The organism is Undibacterium hunanense, from assembly GCF_014284335.1.
Lineage (GTDB): Bacteria > Pseudomonadota > Gammaproteobacteria > Burkholderiales > Burkholderiaceae_D > Undibacterium > Undibacterium hunanense.
The window spans coordinates 284819-305330 of the sequence record NZ_JACOGF010000006.1 but is presented as its reverse complement, the minus strand read 5'-3'; the positions used below and the strand labels follow the sequence as shown (position 1 = coordinate 305330).

The following is a 20512-nucleotide window of genomic DNA, read 5'->3' as shown; positions in this document are numbered from 1 at the left end:
AAGGCCGCTGCGTGCGGCCTTTTTGTCAGGGTTTATTTTTTCTTGGGGTCGGTTTTGCTATCTGTCTTGTGATCAGTTTTGTGTTCGGTTTTATCCGCTTTATCTGATTTATCAGACTTGCCGGCTTTTTCAGCATCCTTGCCTGTGTCTTTGGCATCTTTGCTGTCTTTACCATCTTTGTCAGCGACTTTGGCTTCGGTGACTTTGACTGGCAGGCCTTTCAGGTGATTCAGTGCCTGGGCCAGCTGGAAGTCTTCTGCACCACCATATTCCAGCGGCTTGCTCTTTTTCGCCAGCGCGATCAGACGTTGCTCTTCTTCTGCTTCATCGACTTTAGGACGGGCGACTTCTTTTTCCTTGTCATTGCTCAGATGTTTTTGCAAATCAGCTTCACGTGCACGCAAGCCATTGAAACCATCACCATCGGCGGTTTCTTCCACGTTCAGGTCAGGCACGATACCTTTCGCCTGGATGGAACGGCCATTCGGTGTGTAGTAACGCGCAGTGGTCAGCTTGACTGCGGTATCGGCAGAAATCTGACGTATGGTCTGTACCGAACCCTTGCCAAAACTCTGGGTACCCAGAATAGTGGCACGTTTGTAATCCTGCAGGGCACCAGCCACGATTTCAGAGGCAGAAGCCGAACCAGTATTGATCAACACGACCATCGGTACATTTTTTATGGCTTCCGGCAGTTTTGCCAGCGGGTCGCTCAATGTGCGTCCCGAGTAAAATTCGCGCCTTGCGTAGAAGGTTGCCTTGGAATCAGGCAACTGGCCATTGGTGGAAACTACCGGCACATCCTTGGGCAGGAAGGCAGCAGAAACACCGATGGCACCTGGCAGGACACCACCCGGATCATTGCGCAAATCCAGAATCAGGCCCTTGATGGCCGGGTCCTGTGCATACAGGGTCTGGATTTTTTTTGCCATGTCTTCGACAGTCGGTTCCTGGAACTGGGCAATTCTTACCCATGCATAACCAGGTTCAACGATCTTGGCCTTGACGCTTTGCTGCTTGATAAGCTCGCGCACGATGGTGACCACGATAGGCTTGTCTTCATTCTTGCGGGCGATAGTCAGGGTGATCTTGGTATTGGGTTCGCCGCGCATTTTTTTCACGGCTTCGTCCAGCGACAGGCCCTTGACTGGCAGTGAATCCAGGCGGGTAATCAGATCGCCCGGTTTCAGGCCGGCACGGTAAGCCGGTGAATCTTCGATAGGGGAGATGATTTTGACATAGCCATCTTCCATGCCGACTTCGATACCCAGGCCGACAAATTTGCCCTGCGTACCTTCTTTTAATTCTTTAAATGCTTTCTTGTCCAGATAGGCAGAGTGCGGATCCAGCGACGCCACCATGCCGGTAATGGCTTCAGTCAGGAGCTTGTTGTCTTCCACCGGTTCGACATAATCCGATTTGATCAAACCAAAGACATCTGTAAGTTGTCGCAATTCTTCTATCGGTAAAGGATTGCCCGTGGTTTTTTGCGCTACGGCGGAAAACTGCATGGAAACCGCTACACCCGCTACCATGCCGAGGCCAATTAAACCGAAATTCTTGAATTTGCTGCCCATGATTCACCTAAAGCCTATTTAACGACGATCCAGTTGAGCGGATCAAATGTACGTCCCTGATGACGTACTTCAAAGTATAAACCTGATTCTTCAATGCCGCCGCTGTTTCCAGCGCTGGCAATTACATCACCTGCTTTTACTATATCACCCACGTGCTTCAATACGGCCTGGTTATTGCCATATAAACTCCAGTACTGGCCACCATGATCAACGATGATCATATTGCCATAGCCTTTCCACCAATCGGCAAAAATCACCTTGCCGGGAGCGATGGATTTAATTTCTGCACCCTCGCTGGCCTTGATGAACATGCCTTTCCAGCTTGGCCCATCGGCGCGCTTGCTGCCATATTTGGCCACAATTTCACCTTTTACCGGCAGGCGCAACTGACCTTTGAGCTTGTCAAATTCGCCCGGTGGCGGTGTTTCTGCCTTCGCCTGCCTTGGCGGTTCATCGGCATCAATCGCATTCGGATTGGTGATTTTTGCCGGTTTCTTACCCTGTGCTGCCTGTCTTGCGCGTTCTTTCTGTGCGGCGGCAATTCTTTCCTGGCGCTGTTTTTCTTCCAGCGCTGCCCTGGCTGCATCCGCCTTGGCCTGCTCTTCAATCAGTTTATTTAATTGTGAGACCAGATTGCCCAGTCTTTGTTCATCTTTTTCCAGGCTATCAGCCTGTTTTTTTTGTATATATAATTTTTCTGCCAATTGACTTAATAAAGTGGCATGGCGTTTTTTCTCTTTTTCCAGTGCCGACTTGTGGCTTTTTTCTTCATCGGCGATTTCATCGAGTTCGGCTTTGGCTTCCCTCGCATCGTCGGCATTTTTTTCTGCAGCTTTCAGGCTGACGCGCAGGGCATCGATCATCTTGGCCTGGGTTTGCGATACATAACTCATGTACTGCAATTCACGATTGATGCGGTTGGGGTTGTCGCCGGATAGCAGCAGCTTGATGCGGTCACTGTCACCGCGCATATACTGGCGGCGCAGGAAACTGGATAGCTGATTCTTTTGTTTTTCAACCTTGGCCGCAATACGCTGTTGTTCTTCGGCCAATTGCTTGATTTTTCCTTCGGTTTCGCTCTGCTCGGTCTGCAAATCACGCAGTGAGCGATTGGCTTCGGAAATTGATTTTTCTGATTCTGCCAGGGCGTCACTGGCATTGTCTTTGGCTGTTTCTGTCTTGTTGATGTCGTTTTTTAGCGACTTCAGGCGGTTTTGCAATTCCAGGCGGTCTGCTTCTGCCTTGTTTTTCTGTACTGCACGGGTATTGCTGGCCGCCATGGCAGAGCTTGCCATGCCCGTCATCGACAGGCACAGCATGATGCTCAGCAGGGGTTTCAGCGACTTCTGTGTAAGTGGCATCAAATACTTATTTGGATTTACCCTGGCTGGCAACAGCCTGCAAAGCTGCTGCAATGGCTGCCTGGTCACCCAGATAATAGTGCCTGATCGGCTTCAGGTCAGCATCCAGTTCATACACCAGTGGTTGGCCGTTGGGGATGTTCAGGTTGACGATATCGTCGTCGCTGATACCGTCCAGCATCTTGATCAGGGCGCGCAGGCTGTTGCCATGGGCGGAAATCAGGATACGTTTACCGCTGCGTATGGCGGGTGCAATGCTGTCATTCCAGGCCGGCATGACGCGCGCTACTGTATCTTTCAGGCATTCGGTCAGCGGGATCTGGCTGCGGTCCAGGCCGGCATAACGCGGGTCATTGAACGAGGTACGGTCATCGTTTTCATCCAGCGGCATAGGTGGCGTGTCATAGCTGCGACGCCATACCAGCACTTGCTCGTCGCCATATTTGGCGGCGGTTTCCGCCTTGTTTAAGCCTTGCAATGCGCCGTAATGGCGTTCGTTCAGACGCCAGTCATGGATGACCGGCAGCCACATCATGTTCATTTCATCCAGCGTACCCCACAGTGTACGGATCGCACGTTTCAGTACCGAGGTATAGGCCAGGTCAAAGCTCAGGCCCGCTTCTTTCAGGAGTTTGCCAGCCTGGGTCGCTTCGGCGACACCTTTTTCAGTCAGATCAACATCTGTCCAGCCGGTAAAGCGGTTGTCCAGATTCCAGGTAGATTCGCCGTGGCGCATGAAAACGATTTTGTACATAGAGTGTGCTAGAACGTGAGGTAGGTGAAATTGGTGAAATAGGTGAGCTAAGTGATTTAGTATGCATCTGCGGCATCTATTTTATAATGACGCGCTTCTGATAACCATTCTTACTACTGGAAACCTGTGAAATTCATTATTGATAATATCTTTTTGATTGGTATCGCCCTCATTTCCGGTGGCGCGCTGTTGTTTCCGGCTTTACAGAAACGTGGTGCCAAAGTATCGCAATTACAAGCCACCCAATTGATGAATCAGGGAAAAACCCTGGTATTGGACGTTCGTGATGCTGAAGAATTTGCCACCGGACACCTGCCCAACGCGAAAAACATTCCTCTGGCAGAATTAGACAAGCGCCTGAAGGAAATCGAAAAATCGAAAAACAATGCGGTAATTACCGTTTGCGCACGCGGCGTACGTTCAGCCAGTGCAGCAGCCTTGTTGACCAAGGCTGGTTTCGGACAGGTCACAAGCCTTGAAGGCGGTGTGGATGCGTGGAAAACGCAGGGCTTGCCGACAGTAAAGTAAGCAGGAGAAAATGATGAAACCCCATGTAGTCATGTATAGCACGGCTGTTTGTCCTTATTGCACGATGGCAGAGCGTTTGTTGAAATCCAAAGGTATTGATGACATAGAGAAAATCCGTGTCGATCTGGACCCTTCAATACGCGAGACGATGATGCAGAAAACCGGGCGCCGCACCGTGCCACAGATATACATAGGGGATACCCATGTAGGTGGTTTTGATGATCTTTCAGCACTGGACAGGGCAGGAAAGCTTGATCCGCTACTGAATCCGGCGGGCTAAAAAGCGAAAATTACCGGATTTTCTGCGGCTTTTTCAGGTAAATTGCTGTTTTTGCGGACTACTTGCTACAATAGCGCGCCGCGACCTTGAAATGGCTGTAAATGACCTTATCTGCCAGTCTCGCTGTTCATTAATTAATCTTTTAGAATATTAGAAAGTTTCACATGTCTGACGAAAATCTGCAGCCCGTATTCCAAATTCAACGCGTTTATCTGAAAGATTTGTCGCTTGAACAGCCAAATTCCCCAGCTATTTTCCTGGAACAGGAAGCCCCTGGTATCGAAGTTTCCGTTGATGTCGGCTCTGAAAAGCTGGCTGATGGCATCTACGAAGCCACAGTAACAGTGACCGTGACTGCAAAAATCGGTGAAAAAGTGGCTTTCCTGGTTGAAGGCAAACAAGCCGGTATTTTCGAAGCACGCAATATTCCTGAAGACCAGCTCGAGCCACTGCTGGGCATCGGTTGCCCGAATATCGTCTACCCTTACCTGCGTTCCAACGTAGCGGATGCGATCACACGTGCAGGTTTCCCACCTATCCACCTGTCCGAAATCAATTTCGAAGCTTTCTACGCACAACGCCTGGCGCTTGCTGCTGAGCAAGATAGTGCAACAGCGGATGCACCAGCAACTATTCAGTAATTGAAGCAGTCTGGTCCGGTGAAAGCCGGGCCAGTTTGAAGAAGGAAGCCCATGCGACGCCTGATAACGACCCTGCCCTTGATCCTGCTTGCCCTGACGGCGGGTGGTACTGCCCAGGCGCTGGAGTTTCGTTCTGTCGGCGCATCCCCGGTCATCATGTATGATGCACCAGGGGCCAAAGGGGCCAAATTGTATGTGGCACCGCGTGGCATGCCAGTTGAAGTCGTGTTTACCTCAGGTGCCTGGAGCAAGGTGCGTGATATGGCCGGCGACATGAGCTGGGTTGAATCCAAGGATCTGATTACACGACGCAGCCTGGTGGTTCGCGTTGCCAATGCCAAAGTACGTGCTGCTGCTGACGATGCGTCAGCCCTGGTATTCAGTGCGGACAAGCATGTCTTGCTGGAAATGGCCGAACCGGTCAGCGCCGGCTGGGTCAAGGTCAAGCACAAGGATGGTCAGATCGGCTTTGTTAAAATAAATGAAGTCTGGGGTCTGTAATCATTTGGTGAACTTGCCACCGAAACAAAGACAGAGGACAGCATGCTGTCCTTTTTTTACATCCGGAATTCAGCAGTTTGTTTTTGATATGAAACAAATGCCAATTTTGCAGAGTGGTCAGGGGATAGCATGAATATCAGCGTATTGGGAGCGGGTGCATGGGGTACGGCCATGGCCATGGCGTTTGCGGCAAAAAACCAGGTATTGCTGTGGGGCCGGAATCAGCAGGCGATTGCCACCATGCAGGCTGAACGCCAGAACCAGGCTTATTTGCCGGGTTTTGCGTTTCCTGCTGCCCTGCAAGTGACGGCAGATTTTTCTGCTGCCCTGGCACATGCCGCCGGGCCGGATAATTTGCTGGTGGTAGCGACATCGGTGTCCGGCTTGCGTTCCACCCTGGAGTCCTGTCTGCCTTACCAGACCACTAATATCATCTGGTTGTGCAAGGGCTTTGAAGAGCATAGCCAGTTGCTGCCGCATCAGGTGGCGCAGGCCGTGCTGGGTGACAAGGTGGCTTTTGGTGCCTTGTCTGGTCCTTCCTTTGCGCAGGAAGTTGCCAAAGGCCTGCCTTGTGCGCTGACTATTGCCTCCAGCTCTTCTCAACTGAGCCAGCTGGTCGTACAGGCTTTGCACGGAAACGCCGTGCGTGTGTATTCCACTGATGACATGACAGGTGTTGAAGTTGGTGGTGCTGTCAAAAATATCATGGCCATTGCCACCGGCATTGTTGACGGCATGGGGCTGGGTTTGAACGCCCGTGCGGCGCTGATCACGCGTGGCCTGGCTGAGATCAGCCGCCTGGGCGTAGCCCTGGGTGCCCGCGCTGAAACCCTGATGGGATTGACGGGTGTGGGGGATCTGATACTGACCTGTACCGGTGACCTGTCACGCAACCGCAGGGTAGGGCTGGCGCTGGCGCAGGGCAAGTCACTGGAGAATATCGTGCAGGAACTGGGTCATGTTGCCGAGGGCGTGCGTTGCGCCCAGGCGGTGCGCGGGCTGGCACGAGAGCTAAGTATCGATATGCCCATCACTGAAGCGGTGGCCGGGGTATTGTTTGATGGCGTTTCGGCACAACAGGTGATGGGCCGTTTGCTGGCCAGAGATGCCAAGCAGGAAAGCCAATAAAAGCAGATACCTGGCGGTGGCGATTTAATATTTTCGCCGGTATTCCGGAAAACGCAGCACCCTGCTGATAACCGTATCCGGCACCTGATGCTTGCGCAAGAAATCCATGGCCTTGTCCAGCCCCAGTATCTCCAGATAATGAATTCCCAGGTCCACCATGAAGCGGGTCAGCACGTCACGCCTGCGCAAGAGCAGTTTGCGCTTGCGTTGCATTTTCCGACGACGATTCCCTGACATGTGACTATCCCTGCTAACACTGATATTTCAGTGTAGAACGGCAATACAGGACAGAGCGGATTTTTGACATAGCTTAACAAAAAAGACCAGGTCAAACTTGGTCTTTGTCTGTCGTCAGTCACAATTGGCCCCGGGGCGGCGGACCAAAACTAGCTTATCTGATATCGCTGGCAGCCATGAAAATAGCGACCAGTTGCTCCAGACCCTGCTGGTCTTCGGCACTGAATCTGTCCAGGCGTGGGCTGTCGATATCAAATACACCAAATAATTCTCCATCCTTGATCAGCGGGATGACGATTTCGGAATTCGATGCCGAATCGCAAGCGATATGGCCAGGAAATGCATGCACATCAGACACCAGTACCGTACGTCTTTCCGCCGCTGCCGTGCCGCAGACTCCACGATTGAACGGGATGCGGGTGCAGGCAACCTTGCCCTGGAAAGGCCCGAGCAAAAGTTCATGCGGGAATTCTGCCGTCGGCTTACTGGCCGTTGTGCACAGATAAAAACCGGCCCAGTTGAGGTCACTGATGCTGTTATAGATGAAGGCAGAAAATTGTGCTGCATTGGTAATCAGATTACGTTCGCTTTCCAGTATGCTGGCAAGCTGGCGTGACAGCATGGAATAGTCGGGTTGGTCGCTGGCAGTTGGGCTGTTAAACATATGTTTTCTCTTTTTTAAAGGGATTATTTGTCTTCTGACTTGTCGGTGGTGTTGACAATAGACGTCGATGTATTAATGGCCAGACCACGATAGCCGGGTTGCGTCTTCCTGACTGGCTGCGGCCTGCGATTGGCCGGTACCTGTGCAAGCTCAACCCGGAACTGCATGCGTTGTCGTGTTGCCAGCGCCTTGTTTGCCATGTTGAATCCCGGGTTGAGCAGTTAAAAATTTACAGCACGTAGCGTGACAGGTCTTCATTCACCGACAGGGCTTCCAGACGTTCATTGACGTAGGCAGCATCGATGGTGACAGTCTTGCCACTGTTCTGGTGGGCATCGAAAGAAATTTCTTCCAGCAATTTTTCCATGACCGTGTACAAACGGCGGGCACCGATATTTTCTGTCGTTTCATTGACTGAATAAGCGATACCGGCCAGTCTTTCCACACCCTCAGGGGTAAAGTCTATCTGTACCTCTTCCGTCGCCAGCAATGCCTGGTACTGGCGTGTCAGGCAGGCATCAGTACCGGTCAGGATGCGTTCAAAATCGGCGATGGACAGGGATTCCAGTTCCACGCGGATAGGGAAACGGCCTTGCAGTTCCGGAATCAGATCAGACGGTTTGGCCAGGTGGAAAGCACCTGACGCAATAAACAGGATATGGTCAGTCTTGATCATGCCGTACTTGGTATTGACGGTGGTGCCTTCGACCAGCGGCAGCAAATCACGCTGTACGCCGGCGCGTGAGACTTCAGCGCCGCCAGTTTCAGAACGTGAGGCGATCTTGTCGATTTCATCGAGGAAGACGATGCCGTTTTGTTCTACATTGCGAATCGCTTCCTGCTTCAGCTCTTCTTCATTGACCAGCTTGCCTGCTTCTTCTTCAATCAGCAGCTTCATTGCTTCCTTGATTTTCAGCTTGCGCGATTTCTTGCGGCCACTGCCCATGCCCGAGAACATGGTCTTGATCTGTTCGGTCATTTCTTCCATGCCGGGCGGTGCCATGATTTCCATCTGGGCTACGCCTTCGGCCACTTCGATTTCAATTTCCTTGTCATCCAGCGCACCTTCACGCAGACGCTTGCGGAAAGTCTGGCGGGTAGTGTTGTCGGCTGGTGCTGCTTCCGCTTCATTGGGCTGGAAGCCAAAATCGCGTGCTGGTGGCAGCAGGATGTCGAGTACCCGGTCTTCTGCCGCATCTTCGGCACGGGCACGCACTTTGCGGGTGGCGCTTTCACGGGTTTGCTTGATGCCTATGTCGATCAGGTCACGGATGATGGTATCAACATCGCGGCCTACATAACCAACTTCGGTAAACTTGGTGGCTTCGATCTTGATGAAAGGAGCGTCTGCCAGTTTGGCCAGGCGACGGGCGATTTCGGTTTTGCCGACACCGGTCGGGCCTATCATGAGGATGTTCTTGGGCGTGATTTCATGGCGCAGCGGTTCCTGCACCTGCTGACGGCGCCAGCGGTTACGCAGGGCGATGGCAACCGCACGCTTGGCCTTTGACTGGCCGACTACATGTTTATCGAGTTCAGAGACGATCTCTTGTGGGGTCATGTTCATTGCTTGTTCCAATCTATTCCAGTGTTTCTATGGTGTGCGACAAGTTGGTATAAATGCACAACTCGCCGGCAATAGTCAGTGATTTTTTGACGATGTCGACTGGCGACAGATCCGTGTTTTCAAACAGGGCAATTGCTGCCGACTGGGCAAAGGTGCCGCCCGAGCCGATCGCGCCTATTCCCTGGTTTGGTTCCAGCACGTCGCCGTTGCCGGTGATGACCAGGGTCGTATCCTTGTCGGCGACCAGCAGCATGGCTTCCAGGCGGCGCAGCATGCGGTCGGTACGCCAGTCTTTGGCCAGTTCTACCGAGGCACGCATCAGGTGGCCCTGGTGTTTTTCCAGCTTGGATTCAAAGCGTTCGATCAGGGTGAATGCATCGGCAGTGCCGCCGGCAAACCCTGCCAGTACCTTGTTGTGGTACAGCTTGCGTACCTTGCGGGCAGTGCCCTTCATGACGATATTGCCCAGGGTGACCTGACCGTCGCCGCCAAGGGCAACCAGATTGCCGCGTCGCACTGTCAGGATGGTGGTGCCGTGAAATTGTTCCATATGAACCTCATTGATATTCGCTACGCCTGCTGCAAATGCTCAGGCCAGATGGGCTGAAGGCGGATGCCGGGCTGGATTGCCCGTTTTTTTGAAAATGGGGTGTTTTCGCAGAATTACAAGCACTACAGTAAGTGTTGTAGCCACGGCAAGCTTATGGCAAACCCGTGGCAAACCCGTAGCTGAACAGGGCATTCAGCTTAAGCGCTTGCTATTATGGAAACTGCTTAGTGTTTGCGGACGATGATGCTGGCAATGTTCTTCAGGCCCATGGCGTGGAACAGCATCATCACCAGATAATTGACGTTTTCAAAGCGTATGCTCATGCCGTTTTTGCCGGCGATAGGGGCCAGGCCATTCAGCAACTGTGCCGAGGCACCGAACTCAACCCGTTCCAGGCGTGAACAATCGAGTATCAGCGGATTCTGGTTTTCTGCCTGCTCGGCGATGCCTTGCAGCAGGAATTCAGTCTTGCCTTCTACCACTTTAGGCATGAGGAAGCTGTCAGAGGCGGCTTCGTCCTGATTACTGATTTCCGGGAAGGAACTGGTGATATTGTTTTTTGGCGCTTCAAAAGACGGCGGCGATACTTCGAAGGTGATGCAGTAATCCATACTGACTTCTTCGAAGGCCTGTTCAAAATGCAGCAATTGCAAGAGTTCCAGCAAGAGCAGCCATGGCGCTTCGGTCTCGTCACGGCGACCTACCAGCAAAATCGCACGGATTTTGTCCGACAGGTCTTTGGCACCAATCAATATCAGATCGTGGCCGGATTTTTTCAGATTCTTGAATGCACGCAATAGCAGGCCGCAACCGATGGGGTCGACTTCCTTGACGCGTATAAAATCCAGACGCAGGCTGCGGCTCTTGGCGCTGGCGTTCTGGATTTTTTCCAGGACCTTGACTATGCCAGCATCCAGTTTGGCCGGGAAGCTGATATTGGCCATGGTGTTGTCGGCCCGGTTATCGGTATCCTGGTCAGTATTGTTCAGTACCTCTGGCCACAAAGGTGGGGAGGTTTCAAATTTATTGGCGTAATCGAGCGACAGGCTTTCAAACTTGTGCTGGTCATTGCCGATGCGATACAGGTCAAACAGCATTTGCCAGCCAATTTCGGTGGCATCACCCAGCTCCTGGTGGACTGCAGCCACCAGCATTTGTTCGGCGACTTCGGCCTGGCCACTGGCAAACAGGATCGCTGCTTCTTCCAGCAAAGGTACGGATTCGCTATGCGCAACGGCGGACCCGGGCATTTCCGAATTCTGCCCAAGCAGATAATCGGTAGGCAGGGTCAACGGCATCGTTGTCTGGAATTCTACGGGTGGGGCTTTTCTTGACGAAACAGGTGCTTCGGCTGGCGGGTTTAGCAGATCGGTCTTGGTGACAGTCGGCGGACGGGTCTTGACTATGTCACGCGACATTTCAAATTCGATGGCGTCGATTTTTCTTTCGGTAGCACGGGCGATATGACGCTGAGCAATGATGGAATTGCTAAATACCTCACTGTCCTGGAAACCGCCAATGACGGTATTACCATTCTTGGAGCGCGTCTTTCTAGAAGAAGATTTCTCGGTGGAGCGATCTTCCTGCTTGACACCTTTTTTACCGAAAAGAGAAAAAATCCCCACTTTGTTCCCGAATAAGAATAAACGCTAACCGCCCGCTAGCGAATTTGACGAGTGCTTAGTATATTCTGATTTACGATGGAATGGTTGACTGGGCTCAACAGGTCCAACCAGTTTTTTTTCAAATGTTCTTTTAAATCCTACGCAAGATCGTCAAAAACAAACTGATTAGACTGGTTTTTTAATGAAATAGGAGGTGGATACCACCTCCTATACTTACAGGTTATGAATTGATAACCAAATGTGCAATTACATCTGCTTACATTTTTCTTGCAATTCTTAGCTGACTTTTTAACATTAGAAGCTGACTCTCAGCCCCGCAAGAACGTTCCTGCCGGGTTGCGGCACACTTTCCCGCAATACCGATGTAGACAGGCGGATATCCTGGTTCAGCAGGTTCTTGGCCATCAGGAACCAGGTCAGCTGACTGTTCTGGTAGGGATGGGTATAGGTCAGGCTGGCATCGACCTTGGTATAGGACGGTGTCTCGAAACTTTCAAAGCTGGCCAGCCGGTCTTGCCGTTGTGCATGCAAGATATTCAGGCCAGCACGCCATTTGCCTTCGCGATAGCCCAGATCCACGCCGGTACGGGTGGCCGGTTGCAAGGGCAGGCTGCCCATGCTGTCAAGGGTGCCGCGTGAATAGTCTGCGAATGCACGTATTGACGGGCCTTCGCCCAGCAGGTTGTAGCTGATTTCGGCTTCGCCGCCACGGATGGTGGCAGATGCCTGTGACCAGTTGCGGCGGGTAAATTCGGCATCGGCATCGGGTATGCCCTCTTCATCCACTTTGGTGCCATCCGTATGGCCGTAGATATAGTTGCTGACCTTGTTGAGGAAGGCATTCACTTTCCAGTGCAGGATGCCACTGGTTTTTTGCAGGCTGAGTTCGACATTGCGTGAAACTTCTTTCTTCATGTTGACACTGCCTATGTCAAATGTTGCAGTGGATTCATGCGGGCCGTTTGAATACAGTTCTTCAGTTGCCGGTGCGCGTTGCGCCCATGACAGGCTGAGGCCAGCACTGTAACCCTTTTCGAATTGCCACAGTCCGCCTGCGGAGGCGGAAAACAGGTTGAACTCACGCGAAGGCAGGCCGGTGCCCGCATCCGGTTTGCGGTTGACGTTTTCCATCCGTACGCCGGTGCTGGCGACAACATCACCAAACTGCTTTTGCTCTACCACGAAAGCGGCCAGTGAAGTGGACGTGGTTGGCGGTACCGTATCGGCACGGCCACTGCTGGCGGACAGGGCAGAGAACTTCACCTGTTCGGTCTGCAGTCCCCAGCTACCTTGCCAGCCAGCCCAGGATGGATGCGACAACACCACGCGGCCTTCCATCGATTTATTTTTGAAGTAAGTATTCGGCGAGCCGTCCTGGGCTTTTTCGGTATGCTGATAGTCGGTGGCGCTGAATTTGTATTTCAGACTGTCAAAGCCATTGATGGGTGAATTCAGCAAACCATCAAGATCGAAGCGGTTCTGGCGCAGGTCGATGAATGAGCGTTCTGCCGTCGGGATGCCGTAGTGGTCATTCAGTGTCTGAACCGCTGCACCGACATATCCCCAGGACTGGATTACGGATGCGCCCACAGCCAGGGTAGATTCGCGGGTAAAGCTGGAATTCAGGCGGCCACTGGCCGAGGCCGGATTATTCAATTCGCTGCTGCCCGGGATTTTATAGTTGCTGGTATCGCGGCTGCTGCCATCGGCATGCAGGCCAACCACACCACTGGAACCATCGACGGAAAAGGACAGGCTCTTTTCCTGGTTGACGGTACCGATGCGCACTTCGGCTTCGCCGGTAGTCTGTTTGTTGAGCACGGTAGGGATACGGTTATCCACCACATTCACCAGGCCGCCAATGGCACCGCTGCCATACAGAAGAGCGGCAGGGCCGCGCAAGACTTCAATCTGCTGCGCGGTAGCACTTTCGCTGGCGACTGCATGGTCATTCGACAGGCTGGAGACGTCGGCCACACCCATGCCGTTTTGCAGGATCTTGACGCGCGGGCCTTCCAGACCACGGATGATGGGGCGTGATGCACCCGCACCGAAGCCGGATGCCGATACTCCCAGCTCGCCACTCAGGGTATCGCCCAGGGAAGTGCCTACTTTTGCCTTCAGTTCTGGCCCGGACAATATCTTGGCCGGTGTCAGTACCTGCAGGTTTTCATCATTGCTGATGGGGTTGGATGTCACCGTGACGGTAGTCATGGGCGAGCCTTCAGCCCGGGCACCATGGTTGAATTGGGCGAGCAGTGCCATGACTGCGGTAGTAATCAGTGTACGTTGAAAAGCCATATTATTTCCTGTTTGCAAATGATGCAATGTCCGACTTCAGCTAGGCTGGTCTGGACGAATTGATGCCAGGCCCGTCCTTCACAAAGGCAAAGGAGGGCGGATAAACGGTTCAGGCAAACAGGAAAGGTGGGGCGCGGGAAGAGAAAGCTACACGCAGCAGGGCTTGCCAACTGGTGCTGCGGTTATTGATTGAAACCAGGGCGTGCCCATCCAGCAGGACAATCTGGTCAGGCAACAGGTGCAGGTATTCGGCGACGCAGGCAGCATCGTACAGGGCGCAGGAATGCTGGGTACTGCTGTCATCCTTGCTGTTAGGCCACAGTCCGTCGATCAGGCTGGAGGCATTGACCGCCTGCTGGCTAAAGACGACTGGCGCCTTACCTTCAGCCCAGCCCGCATGTGACAGTCGATGCGCAAACCCCAGCCATTGGCTGAATAACAGCGCAGGCAGCAGAAATAACAACAAGTAGCGCTTGCTGTTGTTCTTGCTTGAGGTGAGTGACGGCAACATGGTGTGGGGGGTTATCTGAAGCTAATCGGTATCAGGCTTGAAGCCAAAATAAAAAACAAAAAAGAATTGGGAAATTGTAGCAAAAAACCGACATTCTGGTCTGGATGCGCTGCGAATGGGCAGTTATTGACGGCATCGTTACCGCCATTGGAGTTGTTTCAGCGACAAAAGTTCATACGCCTGCAACATTGTTGCATCTCATTTCGTAAAAAAGCGCGCAGTGGTTAACTGCACGCTTTTAGCCGCACGCTTTTTAACTGCAGGCCTATCGCACTCAGAAGTGCTGTCAGTCCAGATCTTGCTCAGTCGCCGTACAGCTTTTGCTTCATTTCACGTCTTTGCTGTGCTTCCAGGGACAGGGTCGCTGTAGGGCGCGCCAGCAGACGTGGGATGCCTATCGGCTCACCGGTTTCTTCGCACCAGCCGTAATCGCCTTCATCAATGCTATTGATGGATTGCTGTACTTTCTTCAGCAGTTTGCGTTCACGATCGCGGGTGCGCAATTCCAGCGCATGTTCTTCCTCTATCGTGGCACGGTCTGCCGGGTCTGGTACCAATACGGTTTCACGAAGATGCTCGGTGGTTTCGTCGGCGTTCTTCAATAAATCCTTCTCAAGCTGCTGCAAACGGGCCTTGAAAAATGCCAGTTGTGCAGCGTTCATATAGTCCTTCTCGCCCATCTTGAGGATTTCTTCCTCAGTGAGCAGAGCTTCGGGGGCGCTGACTGTAGCAGTCGATTTAGTTGATTTAGTTGCCACTTCGCTTACTTTCGATACGACGGGTTAATACATAGAACAAATCTGAAACATGTTTGCTCCAGATAATTATCCTCCCCTTATTGATAAAGTAAATGACATTTGCATGAACGCCACTTGCACGACAGACAACAGCTGCCTTCAATAGCCCGCTAGTTTATACCAAACAATGCTCCAAACCTTGAATAAATATGTCTTTAGGTAGATTTTTGCCAATAAACACCATCTTGCTCTCGCGCAATTCGTTTTCTCCCCATTTGGCACCAATATCGGTGCCCATGATTTGGTGCACTCCCTGGAAAATCACCTTGCGGTCTGCACCTTCCATCAGCAAGACGCCTTTATAACGCAGCATACGCGGGCCGAACACCTGTACCAGTCCTCCCAGGAATTCATCCAGCTGGCCGGTATTGAAAGGACGGGTACTCTTGAAAACAAAGGCGGCGATGTCGTCGGAATGATGGCCATGATGATGGTTATGGGCACCGTGTTCATGGTGGTGATCATTATCATGGTGCTCATGCGTGCAGTGGTCGTCGCAATCATCATGTGCGTGTTCGTGCGCATGTTCATCTTCTTCGGCGCGCAGGAAATCGGGGTCCAGGTCCAGCTTGGCATTCAGGTTGAAGCCTTTCAGGTCCAGCACTTCACTGATTGCTACTTTGCCGAAATCAACGGCTGTGATGGGCGCGCGTGGATTCATGCGCGTCAGTCGGGTGCGTAGTGCGGCTACCTGTCCGGCATCGGCCAGATCGGTTTTGGACAGCAGTATCTTGTCGGCGAAACCAACCTGGCGCTGGGCTTCTTCATGTTCGTCCAGCTGTTGCATGGCATGGCGGGCATCCACCACAGTCACCACTGCATCAAGCATATAGTAGGTACCCACTTCTTCATCGACGAAGAAAGTCTGTGCTACCGGGCCGGGGTTTGCAAGGCCTGTGGTTTCGATGATGACGCGGTCAAAATGCAGCTTGCCTTCATTTTTTTGCTGTATCAGCTTGCTCAGGGCAACGATCAGGTCACCACGTACGGTGCAGCAGATGCAGCCATTGTTCATTTCCACTATCTGTTCATTGCTGTCCTGCACCAGGATTTCATTGTCGATATTTTCCTGGCCAAATTCGTTTTCGATGACAGCGATCTTGTGGCCATGATCTTCTTGCAGAATGCGGTTCAGCAAGGTGGTTTTGCCCGCACCCAGAAAACCGGTGAGGATGGTGGTAGGAATTAATGCCATGATTTTTCTCTAAAACAGTGTGTTTGACGGTGTCGTCTCAGCCTTCTGAAACTGGCAAGCCCGATTTACCTGGCGCAATCAGCGCACCAGCCCTTGATGGTCAGTTCCACATCATGGCTTTGAAAGCCGGGTCCCAGTGTGGATTGCAGGGTTGCCTGCAATTGCGTGCGTAACGAAGCCGGTGCCTGTGCTTCATCCAGGCAAAAAACCCGGGCGCAGCGCGTGCATTTGAAATGGCCATGCTGATGCTGAACATGGCCTTCATGCTTGCCATGGTCGTGACCGTGGACGCCGTCATTGCCGGTGCTGTAGCGAAACACGCGGTCATCGCCGGATATCTTGTGGGCCAGACCGGCATCGGTCAGGCAATCCAGTGCACGGTACAGGGTGACCCTGTCCATTGCCGGCATGGCGTCCTGTATCTCGAGATGAGACAGGGCGCGCTGACTGAGCAAGAGTTCGGACAAGACATTCAGGCGTGCATCGGTGACGCGCACACCGGCCTGGCGCAGCAGGTTACCGGCATTGCCTTCCCTGCCAGGGGCTGGCGCTGTGGCTGGCGGGCGTGATGCGGGGGATATGCGCACGGTTTTCATAAGTGATCATCAGTGTATCGGTGATTTACCGGCAACGTCAGGTGTAGGCCGGTCATAGCTGACATTATGCCTGAAAATGCAATTCAGTTGCAAAAGCCTTTATTCAGTTCCTTTAGGCAAAAAAGCGGGGTTTCTGTTTTTGATCCTTGCTGATTTTATGAATAGGACTTACGCAAAATTGTTACAGCAAGGTGCTGCGACGCAGTTGGGCCGTTTTGCGTAAGTCTTCATGAAAATGCTGGCGATTCACTTGCCTGTCACATTCACTTCTTATACTCCTGCCCGAACTTACCCTTACTTGTAACGCGGTTTTTACAGGGGGTGCTGCTGCAAACGAAAACCGTTTGTTTTCCTGGACCACGGACGGGACTGCAAAAAGGAGGCACGTTGCAGCAGGTCTTAAACGGCACAGGTGCAACTGGTGATCCACCGGTTTCCATGTGACTCTTTTTGTTGATATCAACTAATTGGAATGCAAATCATGTCAGATCAACCTCAACTCGGTCGCCGTCAGGCACTTAAATTCCTCGCTGGCGCGCCTTTGCTGCCACTGGGTGCAATGTCCACGGCATCTTTGTTGTCTGCCTGCGGTGGCAGCTCTACTGCTGCGACGCCTGCACCGGTCGTTGCGAATTTTATCGGCGCTGATTTCACTGCCATGCCTGCACCATCGCTGGCCAATGCGGCTGCCATGGCGACCACAACAGTAGGTTCGACCCTGAGCGTCAATTTCAGCGACAACAGCTCGCAGATCTATAAACTCGCTTATCAGGCGTTCTTCCTGACAGGTGACCTGGTACCAAATGGCAGCGGCGGCACTATCCTGGCTGGCGGCTACTACGATATCAATAACAAGCCTATCATCGATAAAACAGTACCAGGCAAAGAGCGCCAGTTCTTCTCTGATTCCCCGGATGGTACATCGCTGCTGTCAGTGGCCAATCCTACCGTGACCGGTATCAAAGGCAAGGCCGTATTTGCGGTAGTGCAGTTTGAATACACCACCTGGGCGCAAGACGGTACGACCGACATGTACGGCAAACTGCCTTCCCCTATCGCTGTCCTGACACTGGATCAAGACCAGGCCACAGGCAAGCTGAGTCTGGTGAAATACCACAATGTTGATATGTCCAAGGTCAATGGCCTGTGGATTACCTGTGGTGCCAGCCTGTCACCATGGGGCACCCATCTGTCCAGCGAAGAATACGAGCCGGATGCTTTCACGATTTCTACCAATACACAGTTCAAAGCCTACAGCACGAATCTGTTTGGTGATGAAAACAAGGCCAATCCTTACCACTACGGTCACATGCCGGAAATCACTGTCAACCCTGACGGTACCGGTACAGCGAAAAAACATTACTGTATGGGCCGTCTGTCGCATGAGCTGGTACAAGTCATGCCTGACAACCGTACCGCATTGATGGGTGATGATGCGACGAATGGTGCGATTTTCATTTTCGTTGCTGACAAAGAAAAAGACCTGTCTTCCGGTTCCCTGTATGTCGCCAAAATCGGTGCCGGTTTCTCTATTGATCCGGCTGCTGCCGGTGCGCCACTGACCTGGATCAAACTCGGTTCTGCCACCAGCGCCGAAATCGAAAACCTGGCAAACACCTTGAAGCCAGCCGACATCATGGAAGTGGCAACTGCCGATCCTAAAGACGCCAGCTTCACCAAGATTTATTACAGCGGCAAGATCCAGTGGATCAAGATCAAGCCAGGCATGGAAAAAGCCGCGGCCTTTCTGGAAACCCATCGCTACGCAGCCTACATGGGCGGCAGCATGGCACTGACCAAACTGGAAGGTACGACAGTCAATGCCAAAGACAAGGTCGCCTATTCTGCCCTGCAAAACATGCAAAGTTCCATGGTGCGTGGCAACGCCGCCTGGAACGAAGCCTTTGGCGTGACGCTGGAAAAAGCCGTGAATGCCGGTGCTGTCCTGGCCCATACACTGGCTGGCGGTCAGAAAGATACTGCCGGTACTGCCATCAATAGTGACTGGGTACCAACTGTCACCAAAACCTTGCTGATTGGTGAAGATATTACCGCTGATGCACTGGGTAACCTGGCAAATCCGGACAAGATCGGTGCGCCGGATAATCTGAAATTCTCAGAAAAACTGCGTACGCTGTTCATCGGTGAAGACAGCAGCTATCACGTGAATAACTTCCTGTGGGCGTACAACGTCGACACCAAGAAACTGTCACGCGTGGCTTCCATGCCTTCCGGTGCTGAAGCGACTGGCCTGTCTGTGGTTGACGACCTGAATGGCTGGACCTATATCACCAGCAATTTCCAGCACGCTGGCGACTGGCTGGGTATCCACGCTATCGTCAAGCCTACGCTGGACCCACTGGTACGCGCCAACTACAAAGACCGCTTTGCGTCTGCGGTAGGTTACCTGACCGCTGATGTCAGCAGCCTGAAGCTGGCCAAAGGCTAAACACCAAACTGGTGTGGGTGTGAGAAAAAAGCAGCTAATCGCTGCTTTTTTCTTTTTCCAGGCAATTTTGTAAGCAAGTGTTGGAATTGGGGCTATTGAAAAATCTTGTGCTACATTAGCAATTTATTGTAAAAATCGTCATTTTCAAGGAGTCTTGAACATCATGCACACTGCGCTCAAATCCTCCCTGCTCATGGTGGCTACGCTGATCATGCTGGCCAGCCAGGCGGTCTTCGCTGCCAGCAACCCGGCGTATGAAAAAGTGCTGACTACTGACGCACCGAATGCCAAGGATCATCCGTTGACCGGGCGTTACCAGGGATCCAGCATATTGTTGCAGACGCAAAAGGCATTTGACGAAATTGCTTTTCCGGCAGGACCGGCGACCGAGCCGGATTACAGTAGCAGCAAAAAATTTTCCAAAGTGCAAAAAGCAGAAGGCACGCTGACCCGCACTGTATATATGGTGCCGAAAGGGCGTTCGTCGCTGGAAGTGTTTCGCAATTTCACTGACAGTTTGAACAGCAAGGGTTTCAAACCGGTCTTTCAATGTGATAACGACAGTTGCGGCCCTTCGTTCAAAAGCCTGAAATACAACTGGAATGAAAAGCGCACCCATGTACAGGGCGAAGGTTATGACGTCAATCGCAATCGTTTTGTGCAGGCGGTATTTGATGGCGCCAAGGATTTGCGCTACGCCCTGCTGCAAAAAGGCACGGGCGCGGCAGCCACCTATGTCGGCGTCTATGCCGCGCTGAATTCTGGCGGCACCATGGGTGACATCACCGACAGCATGAGTGACCGTGTTGCGGTTCTGGTGGAGGTACTGGAACCCAAAGCCATGGAACAGAATATCGTTACCGTCGATGCTGACGCCATCAGCAAGGAGTTGGCAGCGAATGGCACAGTCAGTTTTTATGGTCTGTATTTTGATACCGACAAAGCCGTCATCAAACCAGAATCCAAACCGCAACTGGATGAAATGGCGAAATACCTGAAAGCCAATACTGCTGCCGTCTACATCGTTGGTCATACCGACACCCAGGGTGTGCTCGACTACAACATGACTTTATCTGGCAAGCGTGCCCAGGCTGTGGTGGATGCACTCAAAGCCTATGGCGTTGCCGATGCCCGTTTGATTGCCAAGGGTGTGGGGCCGCTGGCACCACGTGCCTCCAATGCCGCAGACGCAGGTCGCGCCAAGAACCGGCGTGTGGAAATGGTGTTGCGCTAAGCCTTAATTAAGCTGA

21 protein-coding genes are annotated in these 20512 nt (G+C 52.4%); 7 read left to right on the top strand and 14 right to left on the bottom strand.

What is annotated here, in order from left to right:
• Positions 1-32: 32 nt before the first annotated feature.
• The 3 genes from H8L32_RS14210 to gpmA are packed head-to-tail and all read right to left on the bottom strand — an operon-like array spanning position 33 to position 3692.
• Positions 33-1577 (bottom strand): S41 family peptidase, encoded by a 1545-nt coding sequence (locus tag H8L32_RS14210; RefSeq protein ID WP_186947888.1) that lies wholly within the window; start codon positions 1575-1577, stop codon positions 33-35.
• A gap of 14 nt (positions 1578-1591) precedes the next feature.
• Positions 1592-2938: a murein hydrolase activator EnvC family protein gene (locus tag H8L32_RS14205; protein ID WP_230412206.1), complete on the bottom strand. Its 1347-nt coding sequence runs from the start codon at positions 2936-2938 to the stop codon at positions 1592-1594.
• A gap of 7 nt (positions 2939-2945) precedes the next feature.
• Entirely contained in the window at positions 2946-3692 is a 747-nt protein-coding gene (gene gpmA, locus H8L32_RS14200; RefSeq protein WP_186947887.1) for a 2,3-diphosphoglycerate-dependent phosphoglycerate mutase, read from the bottom strand.
• 126 nt (positions 3693-3818) lie between these two features.
• On the opposite strand from gpmA, the gene H8L32_RS14195 reads away from it, so the two are divergent.
• From H8L32_RS14195 to H8L32_RS14175, 5 genes are all read left to right on the top strand, one after another.
• Entirely contained in the window at positions 3819-4220 is a 402-nt protein-coding gene (locus H8L32_RS14195; protein ID WP_186947886.1) for a rhodanese-like domain-containing protein, read from the top strand.
• Between the two features lie 13 nt (positions 4221-4233).
• A complete protein-coding gene (grxC, locus tag H8L32_RS14190; protein WP_186947885.1) occupies positions 4234-4500 on the top strand; it encodes a glutaredoxin 3 in 267 nt (88 codons plus the stop codon).
• Between the two features lie 164 nt (positions 4501-4664).
• On the top strand, positions 4665-5141 hold the full coding sequence (secB, locus tag H8L32_RS14185) for a protein-export chaperone SecB (protein WP_186947884.1): 477 nt from the start codon (positions 4665-4667) through the stop codon (positions 5139-5141).
• 51 nt (positions 5142-5192) lie between these two features.
• Positions 5193-5642 (top strand): SH3 domain-containing protein, encoded by a 450-nt coding sequence (locus tag H8L32_RS14180; RefSeq protein ID WP_186947883.1) that lies wholly within the window; start codon positions 5193-5195, stop codon positions 5640-5642.
• A 129-nt stretch (positions 5643-5771) separates the two neighbouring features.
• Positions 5772-6770 (top strand): NAD(P)H-dependent glycerol-3-phosphate dehydrogenase, encoded by a 999-nt coding sequence (locus H8L32_RS14175; RefSeq protein ID WP_186947882.1) that lies wholly within the window; start codon positions 5772-5774, stop codon positions 6768-6770.
• Between the two features lie 24 nt (positions 6771-6794).
• Here the strand turns inward: H8L32_RS14175 and H8L32_RS14170 are convergent, their stop codons facing one another.
• The 11 genes from H8L32_RS14170 to H8L32_RS14120 form a co-directional block, all read right to left on the bottom strand.
• Positions 6795-7007, bottom strand: coding sequence for a hypothetical protein (locus H8L32_RS14170; RefSeq protein ID WP_186947881.1), 213 nt, complete (start codon positions 7005-7007; stop codon positions 6795-6797).
• 154 nt (positions 7008-7161) lie between these two features.
• The gene (locus H8L32_RS14165; protein WP_186947880.1) at positions 7162-7671 is read right to left on the bottom strand and encodes a GAF domain-containing protein; all 510 of its coding nucleotides are present in this window, start codon (positions 7669-7671) and stop codon (positions 7162-7164) included.
• 23 nt (positions 7672-7694) lie between these two features.
• Complete coding sequence (locus H8L32_RS14160) at positions 7695-7871, bottom strand: hypothetical protein (RefSeq protein WP_186947879.1); 177 nt, start codon at positions 7869-7871, stop codon at positions 7695-7697.
• A 29-nt stretch (positions 7872-7900) separates the two neighbouring features.
• The gene (hslU, locus tag H8L32_RS14155; protein ID WP_186947878.1) at positions 7901-9238 is read right to left on the bottom strand and encodes an ATP-dependent protease ATPase subunit HslU; all 1338 of its coding nucleotides are present in this window, start codon (positions 9236-9238) and stop codon (positions 7901-7903) included.
• Positions 9239-9251: 13 nt separating this feature from the next.
• Complete coding sequence (gene hslV, locus H8L32_RS14150; protein ID WP_162043733.1) at positions 9252-9788, bottom strand: ATP-dependent protease subunit HslV; 537 nt, start codon at positions 9786-9788, stop codon at positions 9252-9254.
• Between the two features lie 224 nt (positions 9789-10012).
• On the bottom strand, positions 10013-11413 hold the full coding sequence (locus H8L32_RS14145; protein WP_186947877.1) for an STAS domain-containing protein: 1401 nt from the start codon (positions 11411-11413) through the stop codon (positions 10013-10015).
• A gap of 294 nt (positions 11414-11707) precedes the next feature.
• On the bottom strand, positions 11708-13714 hold the full coding sequence (locus tag H8L32_RS14140) for a TonB-dependent receptor (RefSeq protein ID WP_186947876.1): 2007 nt from the start codon (positions 13712-13714) through the stop codon (positions 11708-11710).
• Positions 13715-13823: 109 nt separating this feature from the next.
• Positions 13824-14225 carry a hypothetical protein gene (locus tag H8L32_RS14135; protein WP_186947875.1) on the bottom strand — a complete coding sequence of 134 codons (402 nt, stop codon included), beginning with the start codon at positions 14223-14225 and terminating at the stop codon, positions 13824-13826.
• A 302-nt stretch (positions 14226-14527) separates the two neighbouring features.
• Positions 14528-14932 carry an RNA polymerase-binding protein DksA gene (gene dksA, locus H8L32_RS14130; RefSeq protein WP_186947951.1) on the bottom strand — a complete coding sequence of 135 codons (405 nt, stop codon included), beginning with the start codon at positions 14930-14932 and terminating at the stop codon, positions 14528-14530.
• Between the two features lie 205 nt (positions 14933-15137).
• Complete coding sequence (locus H8L32_RS14125; RefSeq protein WP_186947874.1) at positions 15138-16217, bottom strand: CobW family GTP-binding protein; 1080 nt, start codon at positions 16215-16217, stop codon at positions 15138-15140.
• A 65-nt stretch (positions 16218-16282) separates the two neighbouring features.
• Positions 16283-16813 carry a Fur family transcriptional regulator gene (locus tag H8L32_RS14120; protein WP_186947873.1) on the bottom strand — a complete coding sequence of 177 codons (531 nt, stop codon included), beginning with the start codon at positions 16811-16813 and terminating at the stop codon, positions 16283-16285.
• Positions 16814-17294: 481 nt separating this feature from the next.
• Here H8L32_RS14120 and H8L32_RS14115 point away from each other — a divergent pair, with 481 nt between their 5' ends.
• The gene (locus H8L32_RS14115; RefSeq protein ID WP_186947872.1) at positions 17295-19262 is read left to right on the top strand and encodes a PhoX family protein; all 1968 of its coding nucleotides are present in this window, start codon (positions 17295-17297) and stop codon (positions 19260-19262) included.
• 163 nt (positions 19263-19425) lie between these two features.
• Positions 19426-20496 (top strand): OmpA family protein, encoded by a 1071-nt coding sequence (locus H8L32_RS14110; protein WP_186947871.1) that lies wholly within the window; start codon positions 19426-19428, stop codon positions 20494-20496.
• Positions 20497-20512 lie beyond the last annotated feature (16 nt).